The organism is Desulfallas thermosapovorans DSM 6562 (genome assembly GCF_008124625.1).
In the GTDB taxonomy this organism is placed as follows: Bacteria; Bacillota; Desulfotomaculia; order Desulfotomaculales; family Desulfallaceae; genus Sporotomaculum; species Sporotomaculum thermosapovorans.
Window position 1 is genome coordinate 97,451 of record NZ_VNHM01000010.1, and the last position, 14,317, is coordinate 111,767.

At 46.8% G+C, this 14,317-nt stretch carries 12 protein-coding genes and 5 tRNA genes; 15 read left to right on the forward strand and 2 right to left on the reverse strand.

Going from position 1 to position 14,317, the window contains the following annotated elements:
- Positions 1–33: 33 nt before the first annotated feature.
- From hemL to LX24_RS10000, 3 genes are all read left to right on the forward strand, one after another.
- Complete coding sequence (hemL, locus tag LX24_RS09990) at positions 34–1,329, forward strand: glutamate-1-semialdehyde 2,1-aminomutase (RefSeq protein WP_166512017.1); 1,296 nt, start codon at positions 34–36, stop codon at positions 1,327–1,329.
- 280 nt (positions 1,330–1,609) lie between these two features.
- Complete coding sequence (locus LX24_RS09995; RefSeq protein ID WP_166512018.1) at positions 1,610–2,251, forward strand: redox-sensing transcriptional repressor Rex; 642 nt, start codon at positions 1,610–1,612, stop codon at positions 2,249–2,251.
- A gap of 115 nt (positions 2,252–2,366) precedes the next feature.
- The gene (locus tag LX24_RS10000; protein ID WP_166512019.1) at positions 2,367–2,771 is read left to right on the forward strand and encodes a secondary thiamine-phosphate synthase enzyme YjbQ; all 405 of its coding nucleotides are present in this window, start codon (positions 2,367–2,369) and stop codon (positions 2,769–2,771) included.
- A gap of 30 nt (positions 2,772–2,801) precedes the next feature.
- Here LX24_RS10000 and LX24_RS10005 read toward each other — a convergent pair whose 3' ends face one another.
- On the reverse strand, positions 2,802–3,803 hold the full coding sequence (locus LX24_RS10005; RefSeq protein WP_166512020.1) for an AAA family ATPase: 1,002 nt from the start codon (positions 3,801–3,803) through the stop codon (positions 2,802–2,804).
- 63 nt (positions 3,804–3,866) lie between these two features.
- Here LX24_RS10005 and LX24_RS10010 point away from each other — a divergent pair, with 63 nt between their 5' ends.
- The 6 genes from LX24_RS10010 (at position 3,867) to LX24_RS10035 (ending at position 6,806) form a co-directional block, all read left to right on the forward strand.
- On the forward strand, positions 3,867–4,949 hold the full coding sequence (locus LX24_RS10010; protein WP_166512021.1) for a hypothetical protein: 1,083 nt from the start codon (positions 3,867–3,869) through the stop codon (positions 4,947–4,949).
- Between the two features lie 71 nt (positions 4,950–5,020).
- Entirely contained in the window at positions 5,021–6,346 is a 1,326-nt protein-coding gene (locus LX24_RS10015) for a vWA domain-containing protein (RefSeq protein WP_166512022.1), read from the forward strand.
- A gap of 45 nt (positions 6,347–6,391) precedes the next feature.
- A tRNA-Pro gene (locus tag LX24_RS10020) sits at positions 6,392–6,469 on the forward strand.
- 8 nt (positions 6,470–6,477) lie between these two features.
- Positions 6,478–6,553, forward strand: a tRNA-Glu gene (locus LX24_RS10025).
- A gap of 90 nt (positions 6,554–6,643) precedes the next feature.
- Positions 6,644–6,728 (forward strand) — tRNA-Tyr (locus LX24_RS10030).
- 3 nt (positions 6,729–6,731) lie between these two features.
- A tRNA-Gln gene (locus LX24_RS10035) sits at positions 6,732–6,806 on the forward strand.
- A 128-nt stretch (positions 6,807–6,934) separates the two neighbouring features.
- On the opposite strand, the gene LX24_RS15160 is transcribed toward LX24_RS10035, so the two are convergent.
- Complete coding sequence (locus LX24_RS15160) at positions 6,935–7,063, reverse strand: hypothetical protein (RefSeq protein WP_279233205.1); 129 nt, start codon at positions 7,061–7,063, stop codon at positions 6,935–6,937.
- Between the two features lie 167 nt (positions 7,064–7,230).
- On the opposite strand from LX24_RS15160, the gene LX24_RS10040 reads away from it, so the two are divergent.
- From LX24_RS10040 to acsB, 6 genes are all read left to right on the forward strand, one after another.
- Positions 7,231–7,443, forward strand: coding sequence for a 4Fe-4S binding protein (locus tag LX24_RS10040; RefSeq protein WP_166512023.1), 213 nt, complete (start codon positions 7,231–7,233; stop codon positions 7,441–7,443).
- Positions 7,444–7,620: 177 nt separating this feature from the next.
- Positions 7,621–7,708 (forward strand) — tRNA-Leu (locus LX24_RS10045).
- Positions 7,709–8,085: 377 nt separating this feature from the next.
- Positions 8,086–9,180 carry a hypothetical protein gene (locus LX24_RS10050; RefSeq protein WP_166512024.1) on the forward strand — a complete coding sequence of 365 codons (1,095 nt, stop codon included), beginning with the start codon at positions 8,086–8,088 and terminating at the stop codon, positions 9,178–9,180.
- Between the two features lie 263 nt (positions 9,181–9,443).
- The gene (locus LX24_RS10055) at positions 9,444–10,211 is read left to right on the forward strand and encodes an ATP-binding protein (protein ID WP_166512025.1); all 768 of its coding nucleotides are present in this window, start codon (positions 9,444–9,446) and stop codon (positions 10,209–10,211) included.
- Positions 10,212–10,328: 117 nt separating this feature from the next.
- Positions 10,329–12,347 carry an anaerobic carbon-monoxide dehydrogenase catalytic subunit gene (gene cooS, locus LX24_RS10060; RefSeq protein ID WP_166512026.1) on the forward strand — a complete coding sequence of 673 codons (2,019 nt, stop codon included), beginning with the start codon at positions 10,329–10,331 and terminating at the stop codon, positions 12,345–12,347.
- A 27-nt stretch (positions 12,348–12,374) separates the two neighbouring features.
- Positions 12,375–14,317, forward strand: a 1,943-nt coding sequence (acsB, locus tag LX24_RS10065; protein WP_166512027.1) for an acetyl-CoA decarbonylase/synthase complex subunit alpha/beta, incomplete at its 3' end; no start/stop codon positions are given.

Genomic DNA, 14,317 nt, shown 5'->3' on the forward strand with positions numbered 1-14,317 from the left:
TTGCGCTTACTAATAAAACAGGGCGGTGATCCAATGCACAATGGATTTAATAAGTCGGCCCAATTTTACGCAGAGGCGACTAAATATATCCCCGGCGGGGTAAACAGTCCGGTACGGGCTTTTAAATCGGTGGGAGGCACCCCGGTATTTATTGCCAGGGGCGAGGGGGCCATGCTGACCGATGTAGACGGCAATACATACATTGATTATGTAGGTTCCTGGGGTCCGTTGATACTGGGCCACCGGCATCCCGAAGTGGTTAAAGCTTTACAGGGCTGCCTGGAAATGGGCACAAGTTTTGGTGCCCCTACCGAGTTGGAAACTGAGCTGTCAAAGATGATCATAGAAGCCCTCCCGGCCATGGATATGGTCAGGCTGGTTAACTCGGGCACCGAGGCTACGATGAGTGCCATCAGGCTGGCTCGGGGTTATACCAAGCGCAATAAGATAGTCAAATTTGCCGGCTGCTATCACGGGCACGCCGATTTCCTTTTAATTAAGGCGGGTTCCGGTGCCCTTACCCTGGGCGTACCCACCAGTCCGGGAGTGCCGGCGGGCACGGCTGAACATACCATTAACGCTCCCTTTAACGATTTGGAAACCCTGCAGGAGATTTTCCGGCAGGTGGGCGAGGATATCGCAGCAGTAATCGTGGAACCTGTCCCGGGCAACATGGGAGTAGTTCCCCCGGTACCGGGTTTTCTGGCGGGTTTACGCCGTTTGACCGAACAATACGGAGCACTTCTCATTATGGATGAGGTAATGACAGGCTTCAGGGTGGCCTACGGCGGTGCCCAGGTACTGTATAACGTTGAGCCCGATATTACCTGCCTGGGTAAGATAATTGGTGGCGGACTACCTGTTGGCGCTTATGGAGGTAAAAAGGACATTATGTCCCAGGTGGCCCCGGCGGGACCAGTATACCAGGCCGGAACACTGTCAGGCAACCCGCTGGCGGTAACAGCCGGTATCACCACCCTGCAGTTACTGCGCAGGCCGGGCGTTTATGATGAACTGGAGCAAAAATCAGCCCGTTTGGAATCAGGGTTGAAGCAAGCAGCCGAAGAAGCGGGGCTGAACCTTACCTTTAACCGGGTGGGATCCATGCTTTGCACATTTTTCACCAGCGAGCCCGTAACTGATTTCATTTCGGCATTAAAATCAGATACTGAACGATTTGCCAAATATTTTGCGGGTATGCTGGACAAAGGCGTATATCTGGCCCCATCCCAGTTTGAGGCCGCCTTTATGTCCCTGGCCCATACCAGTGAACAGATCGACCAGACCATTGAGGCCGCCCGCGAGGTATTTAAGGGGTTGACACAATAACACGTATACAAAGATACCCTTACAGAAGGAATTTATTAAATGCAGCCGTTTACAGGCCGAAAATTAGCATTAACCCCCGAATACGCCCGTTAAAGAGGAAGTTATTTGACATATTTGGGCATACGTGATATATATATCAATATCATGTGAATTTTATAACATTGTTAACCTGGTATTACAGCAAAGTTTGTTAAATAAATGAAATAGCAATGACAAAAACCGTGCATAGTGTTTTTGGTTAAGATATATAGCATATAAAGGGGGAGCGGAGGTGACATGATTGAAAACTTTACGGGTACCGGAAGCAACAGTAACCAGGCTTTCAATATACTCCAGATTCTTAGAAAGGTTAGATAGAAACGGTATCACTACTGTATCATCGGGTGAGATAGCCGAAGGGGTAGGAGTTAGTCCGGCCCAAGTCCGCAAAGATTTGGCCTACTTTGGTGAATTTGGCACCAGAGGCGTAGGTTATAATGTCAAAGACTTGTTGAAGTATACATTAAAAATACTTGGTCTGGACCAGGAATGGGCGTTGGCTATCGTGGGTGCCGGCAACCTGGGTTTTGCACTGTGCACCTACCGGGGATTCAATGTGCGTGGTTTCAATATTGTAGGTGTATTTGATAAAGATACTGAACGGATAGGCAAAAGAATAGGCAACCTGGTGGTACAGCCACTGACACAGTTCCCCGAAACAGCTCAAAAGGAAAACATACGCATTGGGGTAATAGCCGTTCCCACCAGTGCCGCCCAGGAAGTGGCCGATATGATGGTAAAAAATGGCGTACAGGCAATTTTAAACTTTGCCCCGGTGGGACTAAACGTACCGGATGAAATTGAAATACGTAATGTGGACTTGTCCGTAAAACTGGAAGTACTAACCTTTAACCTTGGCTTTAGAGCAGCCCAAAGTTTGTAACTATAAGTTAAATAAAGGGATAAGCCATTTTACGAGGTTATATTTATGATCCGGACTAGCAATTAATAAACCTGCCCTTAAACGGCAGGTTATTTATTTAAGGGGGATGAAAACCATGACCAATTTGCATACTTTAAGAATTAATACCGGTAAAAAAGAACAATTTATCGATCTGACCCGCGACATTACCCATCTTATAAAAGAAAGCGGGATATCTGAAGGAGTATGTCATATTTATGTGCCTCATACCACCGCCGGTGTAACCATTAATGAAGGCCATGATCCCAGTGTTATACATGATATATTGATGCATTTAAACAAACTGGTGCCGGACGACGGTGGGTATACCCACCTGGAAGGAAATTCGGACGCCCATATAAAAGCTTTTCTTGCCGGTACCGAAAAAACCGTGCTGGTGTCCGGTGGAGAAATACTGCTGGGTAACTGGCAAAGAATATTTTTTTGTGAATTTGACGGCCCCCGTCAACGCAAGGTTCTTATTAGAATTAGCGTTCAATAAAACCCCCAATCGGGTTTTCACATACCAGTTTTAAAAGTCAAACCTGGCCAGCACTGGATCATCTGCCGGGTCCGGCCCGTGTTGTTGCTTTTGATCGATGCCGGCCCGGTCCACCTTCGGTTGGTTGTCGTCTTCTGCAAAGGCACCTGCAACCGGCCCGGAATCCGCCGCCAGGGACAATAAAATGCCGCCTGATTTTCGCTCTGCCTCTCTGATATCTTCTTCGTATTTCAACAATACATTTAATGTATGCCGAACCAGTTGCTCTTCCAAACTGTCCCGGCCCAATAGCAACAATGTCCTGGCCCAGTCTATGGTTTCAGTTATGCTGGGTGCCTTTTTAAGTTTCATCTTCCGCAACTGCTGCACAAAGGCAACAATTTGTTTGGCCAGAAACCCTGAAAGGCCCGGCACCTTTAAACTTAAAATAGCTTGTTCCCGGGCGGCATCAGGATATGCCAGGTAAAGATACAAGCACCTGCGTTTAAGGGCATCCCCCAGTTCCCGGGTGCTGTTGCTGGTAATCACAACGTATGGCTTATGCATCGCCGTCAGTATACCCAACTCCGGTATACTGACCTGAAATTCGGATAAAGCTTCAAGCAGAAAGCTTTCCAATTCTTCCTCACTTTTATCTATTTCGTCAACCAGCAAAACCACCGGTTTGGGTGCCCGGAAGGCTTTAAGCAGTGGCCTTTCCAACAAAAATTCGGAGGAAAAGATATCGACGTCGCTGCCATGCATTTGGATATATAACAATTGCTTTTGGTAGTTCCACTCGTAAAGGGTTTTACTTTCATCCAGCCCGGGATAACACTGCAGCCTTACCAGTTCCGTTTGCCTGGCTGTTGCTATTGCACCGGCCAGCCCGGTTTTACCCACCCCGGCCGGACCCTCTATAAGCAGCGGCTTTTCCAGACGCCCGGCCAGAAAAACTGCGGTGGCAATCTTTCTGTCAACTATATATTGCTGCTTAAGCAATCCATCCATGACACTTTCAATACTGTTAAAAAAATCATCGACCCTATTCATACCTACTCCTCAAATGATAAAATAATTTTGTATCAGGCGGTGATAGTAGCACGGAGGTAAATTATGCTGATAGAAATTTTCACCAAGCAGTTGGATAAAAAGAACACGGTATTAACACTGCTGTCCACCGAGCCCCAATTGCAGGCCACGGGTGATAAGATAACAGTTCCCGGACTTGTTCTACATATTAACGCCAATTACCTGCTGTTTAACGTCACTTCTCCGGCCTGGGCGGAACGCGTTGTGCCGCTTTTGTTTTCTGTAAAGCCGATCAATGCCGCCGGCCAGTTCTATGAACCGGTTTCCGATGCAAAAATTATCGTCACGGCCAAAAGTTTGGAGCCAACCCGCATACTGCCCCATTTGCACGAATTAAGTCACCTGGATATGGAGCGTGGCGAACTTTTGGGGGTCAGACTGGTGGAATGGCGCTCCCGGGATGTGGCAGTGGTTGCACATGCCGATCTAGCCGTCCAGGGCGGTATTATCACAGCCCGCATAAAATATAACCCACATTTCAGGGATAGCCAGTATAACTGCCGGGCTTGCATCGAACAAGTATCTATTAGTGAAGTGCTCATGCCGTTGTGTCACGGGTTTACAAAGCCACCAATCACACCGCAGGTAACCGGTCCGGTTATCCAGGCTCAGCAAACCGTACCCGGTTCCGGTTGGGCCGAATTTGTCAACCAGCAACCCGCCCCGGTCATTTACCGGCAGAAAACTGATTCTTATATGGTGGACCTCGGTAAGGCAGGGCATATTAATTTTGTACAAAATGCTGAACGGCGCGAAATATTCTGCAGCATTGCCATAACCGATCCACAAGTATTAAGTACCGATTTATTAAAGCAACTGCACGATTTACTGGGCTTTAAGGAATTAAAAATACAGCACAAAGCGGTTAACGTCCTGCTGCCTTCGGAACAACTGGTTGGCAAACTATCCTTTATTAAAGAACCGGACTTTCATTTGTTTTCAATAAAATGTGATTACTTCACCGCGATATATGATATTAAAAAACTAACCCTGGTAATCAGCGCAAGCGTAAAAATTAACCGGGAAGATGAGTCTCTGGACTTTATACGCCGTATTCACAGTCAAATGATTGAATTTATGCATAAAGTACTCGAATATGCCCTCTGAGGGTGAGTGTGAGACTGAAATAATAGTTTAAGTATGCCCATGAGTGACACATAAGTTTGAGGTGTTTGAAAATGCACGCCAGTATAATTAATTTGGTAAATCTTCTACGGGGGGCCGGTCTGCGCATTTCACCCGGGGAAATCCTGGATTTTTGCCGTGCTCTACAAATAATTGAACTGTACGGAGGCGATGCCTTAACGGCGGCACAATGTACCCTTGCCAAGGATAAACTATCTGTCGATTCCCTTAAAGCTGTCATCAATGATTACTTGCAAAACACATCAAAAGACAACCATCTAATAATTCCCCCGCCAATCGATGCCGAAAAAGTACTGACCAACCCGCCCCAGTTGAGTGATGAAGATTTTATTCACCGCCTGCATAATATAAAAAACAGCATCCGACATGAGATAATGTTAATCAACGAAGCCGGTATAACCGGTGGTTCCGGGGCCGGTAAAAGCGGTGCTGGCCTGAACTCTGGTTATGAGTATAATACAGCCTTTAATAATCGGAACAATGACAATAATGATTTAACCTGCGATGGTCAGGCCATTAAACCCGGTATTCACCGTTCAGGCCGGCAATATAAACCAGTATCTCCACAGGAGGCATACCAAAATAGAAACACATCTCCCGGGCCAACCAACTTGCAACAACTTGATCTGGCTAAAGCTGATGCTGAGCAATTAGCCGAAATAAATAAAATTATTACTGCTATTGGAAATCGGCTGGCCGCCCACAAAGGATACCGAAAAAAGCCCGCACCCACCGGAATCGTGGACATGCGCCGCACCATACGCCAAGCGGCGGCCCGGGGGGGGATACCCGTGGTGCTGAAAAAAATGAAGCCTGTGCCGGGCAAACCCCGTATAACAGTAATGTGCGATCTTTCCGGTTCAATGGCACCATACAGCTTGTTTTTTTTACAACTACTGGTAAGCCTGCAACACAGGTTCTCGAAATTAAAGTCCTATGCCTTTGTTGATCATATCGCCGATGTGACCAACATGGCCGGATCCATTTCCACAGCATGGAATATCGCAGCCAGAATAATTCTCAGAGAAGCCCGGATATCCCGCACCGGCTTTAGCAATTACGGACAGGTATGGGAACAATTTGCAAAAGACTTTATATATACATTAACCCCGCAAACTATACTGATTATAATGGGTGATGCCCGAAATAACTGGCAACCGGACGGTAAGGAATATTTAAGCTGTATCACCGCACGGTGCCGCAAAACAATTTGGCTTAATCCCTTACCCCGTGATCATTGGTCCATCAATGATTGCATCATGGAAAGTTACGCACCCTGTTGCTCACTGGTATTGGAATGCCGCAATGCAATGCAACTGTCCAGAGCTATGCAAGAAATATTTTTATCAATACATTGACATTACCCTCTTTTTAAAGTAAAATAATCTTTGCGTTGAGAAAGTCGGGATGTAGCGCAGTTTGGCTAGCGCGCTTGCCTTGGGAGCAAGAGGCCGGGGGTTCAAATCCCTCCATCCCGACCATTTAACAAGGCCCCATGGTCAAGAGGCCTAAGACACCGCCCTTTCACGGCGGTAACCCGGGTTCGAATCCCGGTGGGGTCACCAATAGCAAAGCGGGGCTCATCTTTTTCCAAAAGATATGTCCCGAATAAGAAAGGGGACAAGCCTCTTTGCAAAGCATGTCCCCAATGACACGGAGGGGTTCCCGAGTGGCCAAAGGGAGCAGACTGTAAATCTGCCGGCGACGCCTTCGCAGGTTCGAATCCTGCCCCCTCCACCATAATGGGGCGTAGCCAAGTGGTAAGGCAACGGGCTTTGGACTCGTCATTCGTTGGTTCGAATCCAGCCGCCCCAGCCAGAAAAGGGTACAGGACATTATCCTGTACCCTTAAGTGTATTTATTTTATATTTATTTTCTTACACCATGGAACCCCTTAGAGAGCTTAAAGAAGAGGCCACACCACTACCCCACAATAATACTGATTATTAGGTACTGGGCCTGTTTATTCCCGTGATCCTTTGCCTTTTCTTTACACCGGCCGCTCTACCCATATCCCAAACCGGTCGATAACCTGTTGTATTTTTTGCCAAAATACCTGCAACTCTTTTGGGCATTTTTCCACACCTCCAGAATATTTATTTATAACTTTATCTACTACATATATAGCATAAATTTTTTTTTTGATATTATGTATTAAAAATAGCAGGATTTCATTTTTGTAATGTAGAACTTTTCTGATAATGCATTATTTAAGTTAAGACAAGGGAAGGGGGATATAAAGATGGCCGAAAAGAAAAAGTTTAAATTCAACTATGTCCTAGACGCCACCAAATGTATGGCTTGTGCGGCATGCGAGGTGGAATGCAAGTTCAACGGCATTTACATTGACGATACCGTAAACTACGCCATTAATCTTGACAACTGCACCCGTTGCGGAAAATGCTTCAGAGCATGTCCCAGTGGAGCAATTTCCAAAGTCAACAATGCTGCTTAATTAAAATATTAAAAAGCTGCTTTCGGTTTCGATCGGAAACAGCTTTTTAATATCTATAAAATATTTAAAAGTTTTGTTGACACTTTACTTAAACTATGTTAATATAATTCTTGCGCGGGCGACAAAGACTATAACAGCCCTGCAAAGGTAAGATAAAAATAAACAAAATATTTATATGCGGCAGTGGCGGAATTGGCAGACGCGTAAGATTCAGGTTCTTATAGGCGCTACGCCTGTGGAGGTTCAAGTCCTCTCTGCCGCACCAAAAATAACTCCGGTTAGATACCGGAGTTATTTTTTATTTTTTTAAAAAAAAGTCCGGCATTAAAGCCGGACGGGGAGAGATAGAACTCACCAAAGCGGAGTATTTAAATTATAACCGCCAACCCGGTTTATTATTCATATCTCGCAAACAATAACCAAAGAACCGTTATGTACAGGTCACATAATCTTGCAAAGGCAGTAACCGGCAGAACTTTTTCTAACCGGTCAAAATAAAATTTTTGTCGCATGTTTTCTTAGCAAATAGACATTAACAAATTAAAGGATTTATAACTCGAAAAACAACGATAGGTCAAAGGCATAAATAATGGACATCCCCTACTATAAGTATATTGTGTAAATAGTTAAGGGGGTTTTTTTATGCTTAAAAATATTTTATGGGCCTTACTGGTATGCATTTTTACTTTCATTTCCGGTAGTGTGTTTCACCAAGCAGCAGCCGCAGACGTAACCACCAACAAAGAAACCAACAACCCCAAAAAATACACATTTTTATTTTATGTGCAGGGTTTAAATTACACAGATATTGATGGTCCCGGACTGCCCAATATCAAAAAGCTGAAAAGTGAAGGTGTAAGCTACAGCCACGTGGCCCAAAGCACACCAACCACCAATACAGATGTTCTGGTACCTCTGGACAACCGGTTCTTGTTAACCAAAATATTAGCAAATAACGATATTAATTGCCTGGCAGTGGATGGCACCGGTGCAATTACTGTTTCACAGGCCAGGGGAAGCAATCTGGAATTAATATCGGAAAAAAATGATCAACTGGCCGTGGACAAGTTGCTGGATAAATTAAACGACAATTCCTATCAATTCACAGCCATATTCCTGAACGATACCAGCATTCCGGATAAATTAAACAATTCCTCCCGCTTTCAACCATGGTCTTTGGCTGATAATCAAGTGGGAAGAGTGCTGAACCATCTCATAAAAAATGATAGACTATCAAGCTCAACAATAATAATTACCGGCAATGGCGAGACGCCCCCGTTAATTATTTACAATAGCAACATTGGTAAGCCGGAAAGTTATTTCTATTGTTGTCAGCTGGATATTGCACCCACTATATGTAAAATACACGGTATCACCCCACCTGCCGAAATGCCCGGGCATATTCTATACGAAAGCCTGCCAGTAACAAACAGTCAGATATTAACGGGCGATCTGAAAAAAAGAATCGGCGATTTACAAAAGGAGTGCCAGTATTATAATGAACAGATAAGTGTGATCCAAAAAGAATACCAGTCAATTGAATCACAAAAAGCTGAGATCAAGAAGGAAAGGGAAAACATACACAGAATTATTTCAGAAAAGGACAGTACCACACACCGGCTGTTAATACAGATCAAGATATTAAAGTTTGCGGGGGCCGTTATAGTTATCCTTTTATTAACCGGCTATGTATTTCTGTACAGGTGGTTACGCAAAAAGTACCTTATATTTCCTTAAACTTAACAGTAAGCTAATAACCATACGTTCATTTTTTATCCCTATAGGAGAAGGATTTTTCAGAATACTTGTCGAAATGTAACTCAAGTTATTTTGAAAAAATAAAACTATTTAAAGTACCAATAACAGCAAAGTGGATTTATTTATTCGTACATGGCAGGAGATTACTTACCGTTGTTGAAATTGATTAAGTTGGTATCTAAAATCTTTGATAATGGACATGCATAAATATTTTTTATCAAAACAAAGCAGGGGTGGTAGTAATGAAACTGTCCATATCAGGTAAGGGTGGTGTCGGCAAAACAACCATTGCTGCGGCACTGGCTAAAATATTTGCCCAAAACGGAGGCACTGTGTACGCCATCGATGCCGACCCGGATGCCTGCCTTGCTGCGGGTATCGGCATACCTGAGGAGGAAGCAGCCAAAATCAAACCAGTAGTGGAAATGCGGGACGCTATCCGCAAAAAAACAGGCGACGGTGCATTTTACAACCTTAACCCCAAGTTGGATGATTTCTTGGATGAGTACAGCTATAAGTTCGGTAACATCAGATTTTTGCGTATGGGCGACCCGAAAAAAGGCGGGTCTGAATGTTACTGCCGGGAGAACACCTTTTTACATGCACTGGTAACATCACTTCTGCTTGATCAAAAAGATACCGTAATTATGGATATGGGTGCGGGCATAGAACACCTAAGCAGGGGTACAGCCCGTGGAGTTGACATGATGTTGGTTGTGGTGGAACCAAGCCGCAACAGCGTAAATACTGCAAGAAACGTACAAAGAATGGCTAGAGACCTGGGCATTGAAAAGGTGGGTATTATAGCCAATAAGATCCGTACAGATAAAGAAAAAGAGTTTATCAAGTCGAGTTTCCCGGATAACAACATCCTGGGTTTTATAAAATTTTCCGAATCTATTTTGGCAAACTCCATGGAACCTTCTCAAGCCATCGAAATAGGGGGAGAATTATTGGCGGAGATGCAGCAGGTTTGCCTTAAAATTTCTGGAGAGGCAGGTGGTAAATAAACATTAAAATTATTCATAATTGCCAATCAGTGGGGTCAGCCGAAAGTTCTGGGGGGAGTTTCTTCGGCTGGAACCATATAAGTTAATTGATTAGCTTTTATTAAGGAGGTTAAAGTAATGCCAAGGTTTAGAGATCCAAGCCATACAAGCAGGCCTTCGGGTGCACCCAGAGTGGTTGACCCGAAGAGCATCAAGCGCTCCATCGACCCGGGCGTATTGGAAATGATCGATATAGCTAAAGAAAATGGCATGATAACTGCCTTTGATCGTTTCGTAGCCCAGCAACCTCAGTGCCAATTCGGGTATAAAGGGATTTGCTGCCGTTTTTGCATGATGGGCCCCTGCCGGATTAAAGCCGATGAAGGTCCGGCCAGCCGTGGTATTTGTGGTGCCAGCGCCTGGACCATCGCTGCCAGAAGCACCGGCCTGATGCTCCTTACCGGTGCAGCTTCCCACAGTGAGCACGCCAGCCATATGGCCAAAACCCTACTGGAAATTGCTGAAGGGCATGCACCTGATTACAGCGTCAAAGATCCTGCCAAGTTAAACGCAGTGGCCAAGCGTATAGGTATTGAAACAGAGGGCAAGGAAATCAATCAAATTGCCAAAGAAGTGGCGGAAGCAGCTCTGCAGGATTATAGCCGGCTTGATGGTTTTGGCGAGTCAACCTGGGTAAAAACCACTGTAACAAATGGTCGTTTGGAAAAATTCCGTACCCATAACATTATGCCCAGTGGAGTATATAATACTATCTCCAACCTGGTAACCCAAGCCCACGTTGGTATGGACAATGACCCGGTTAACTTAATCTTCAGTGCCCTGAGAGTTGCCCTGTCTGACTATGTAGGTATGCACGTAGGTACAGATTTGGCCGACGTTATTTTTGGCACACCGAAACCGGTGGTCAGCGAAGCCAACCTGGGCGTTATTGAACCCGATAAAGTCAATATTGTACTACATGGCCATAACCCCATTTTAAGTGAAATTATTGTTCAGGCCGCCCGCGAAATGGAAGACGAAGCAAAAGCAGCCGGCGCTAAAGGTATCAAGTGCATGGGCATTTGCTGCACCGGTAATGAAGTGCTGATGCGCCAAGGCGTGCCTATTGTGACATCTTTCTCTTCCCAAGAGTATGCCATTGCCACCGGAGCCATTGACGGCATGGTAGTGGACGTGCAGTGCATTATGCCTTCGCTGCGTACTGCCGCCGAGTGCTTCCACACTGTACTGATTACCACTTCTCCGCTGGTTAAAATTCCTGGCGCAGCACACCTCGACTTTAATGCGCCCACTGCTCTTGAGGATGCTAAAACAGCCATCAGGATGGCCATCGAAGCCTTTAAACTAAGAGATCCTGCAAGAGTGCATATTCCGGATGTTAAGAATAAAGTTGTTGCAGGTTTTAGCTTGGAAGCTCTTTATGATATTTTTGCTTCCGTCAACCCCGACAACCCGATCAAGGTGCTTACAGATGCAATTCAAAGCGGCGAGTTGAAGGGTGTTTGCTTAATGGCCGGTTGCAACAACGTCAAGCGCCTGCAGGATGACACTCATATAACCATTGCCAAAGAAATGATTAAGAATGACGTATTTGTCATAGGTACCGGTTGTGCTATGCAAGCCTGTGCCAAGTTGGGTCTCTTAGACCCCGCGGCAGTAGATGAGTATGCTGGTGAAGGGCTTAAGAAATTCCTGGCCCGGATCAGCGAAAACGCCAATCTCAGCACTGCGTTACCCCCCATTTTCCACATGGGTTCTTGTGTTGACAACACCCGCTGCTCCGACCTTTTAATGGCTATGGCCAATGAAATGGGCGTAGACACACCGAAGGTGCCGTTTGTGGCCACTGCTCCTGAAGCTATGAGCGGTAAAGCGGTTGCTATCGGATGTTGGTATGTAGCTATGGGTGCACCCGTACACGTCGGTGCCATGCCTCCGCTGGAAGGCAGCGACTTGATTTACAGCATCACCACTCAAGTTGCCGGTGACGTATACGGCGGTTACTTTATCTTTGAAATGGATCCCGCTGAAGCAGCCAAGAAGTTGCTCAGCGCGCTGGAATACCGCACCTGGAAACTGGGCGTTCACAAGAATGTCGCGGAAGATCTTGAAACCGCCCTCTGCCAGAATTATTAATACCCGTGGTTGAAAGGAGGATAACGCATGTCTGAACAGATCAACTTTGATCAAATTTTTGAAGGCGCCATAGAACCGGGCAAGGAGCCCAAGAAGCTGTTCAAGGAAGCTTATGAGGGCACCATTACCGCCCTTAGCTACGCTGAGATTTTGTTAAATCAGGCTATCCGTACCTACGGCAAGGACCATCCCGTGGGATATCCCGATACAGCTTACTACCTGCCGGTCATCCGCTGCCTGAGCGGTGAAGAAATCAAGACCCTGGGCGATATGGTACCGGTATTGAACCGGATGCGTAATGCCGTCAAAGAAGAGAAAACCTTTGCCAACGCCCGCAAGTGGGGCGAAGCAACCTGGTACGCCGCCGATATCATCGAAGCAATCAGGTACATTAAGAATACTCCGGAAAACCCGCTGCACGTTGCTCCCTGGACCGGATTCATCGGTGACCCCGTGGTGCGCCAGTACGGCACCAAAATGGTGGACTGGACCATTCCCGGTGAAGCTGTCATCCTGGGCCGGGCCAAGGACAGCAAGTCAGCCAAGAAAATAGTGGACAGCCTGATGGCCAAAGGTCTAATGCTGTTCTTATGCGATGAAATAATTGAGCAGTTACTGGAGGAAGGCGTCAAGCTGGGTGTGGACTACATCGCTTACCCGCTGGGCAACTTCACCCAGGTGGTACACGCCGCCAACTACGCCCTCCGGGCCGGTATGATGTTCGGCGGTATCAAACCCGGCGACTATGACGCCCAGCGCGATTACCAGCGCCGCCGCGTGCTGGCCTTCATCCTGTACCTGGGCGAGCATGACATGGTCAAAACCGCAGCCGCCATGGGTGCCATCAACGTGGGCTTCCCGGTTATCACCGACCAGGAGTTGCCCGAAGACAAGCAAATTAAAGACTGGTTCATCAGCGAGCCCGACTACGACAAAATCGTCCAAACCTGCCTTGAAGTACGGGGCATCAAAATTACCACTGTGGATATCGACGTACCCATCACCGTGGGTCCCGCCTTTGAAGGCGAATCCATCCGCAAGAAAGACATGTACGTGGAATTCGGCGGCACCAAAACCCCCGGCTTCGAGCTGGTACGTATGGGTGACGATACCATCGAAGACGGCAAAATTGAGCTGGTGGGACCGGATATCGATACTGTAGCCGAAGGTGGCAGAATGCCCCTGGGTATTGTAGTGGACGTTTACGGTCGCAAAATGCAGGAAGACTTTGAACCCGTGTTGGAGCGCCGCATTCACTACTTCACCAACTACGGCGAAGGTTTGTGGCACGTAGCCCAGCGGGATATTATGTGGGTACGAATCAGTAAAGATGCCTATGCCAAGGGCTTCCGCCTCAAGCATATCGGTGAAATACTGTACGCCAAATTCAAGTCCGAATTCTCCTCTATCGTAGACCGGATTGCTGTAACAATCTACAGTGATGAACAAAAAGTACTGGAAATGCGGGAAGTAGCACGGGAATACTACAAGAGGCGTGACGACCGCCTCAAGGAACTGCGGGATGAGAAAGTGGACACCTTCTATTCCTGCACCCTGTGCCAGAGCTTTGCGCCCACCCACGTGTGCGTCATCGCCCCCGAGCGGGTCGGCCTGTGCGGCGCGGTGAGCTGGCTGGATGCCAAGGCGGCTTATGAAATTAACCCGCATGGTGCTAACCAGCCCATTCCCAAGGAAGGCGTCATTGACGATGTCAAGGGCCAGTGGAAGTCCTTCAACGAATTTACCTATAACAACTCGCAACGCAACATTGAAGCTGTTAACTTCTACACCATCATGGAATACCCGATGACCTCCTGCGGCTGCTTCGAATGTATCCTGGCCATGGTGCCCGAGTGCAACGGCTTCATGGTGGTTAACCGGGAGCATGGCGGCATGACCCCGTCCGGTATGACCTTCTCCACCCTGGCCGGTACCATCGGCGGCGGTGCCCAGATGCCCGGCTTCATGGG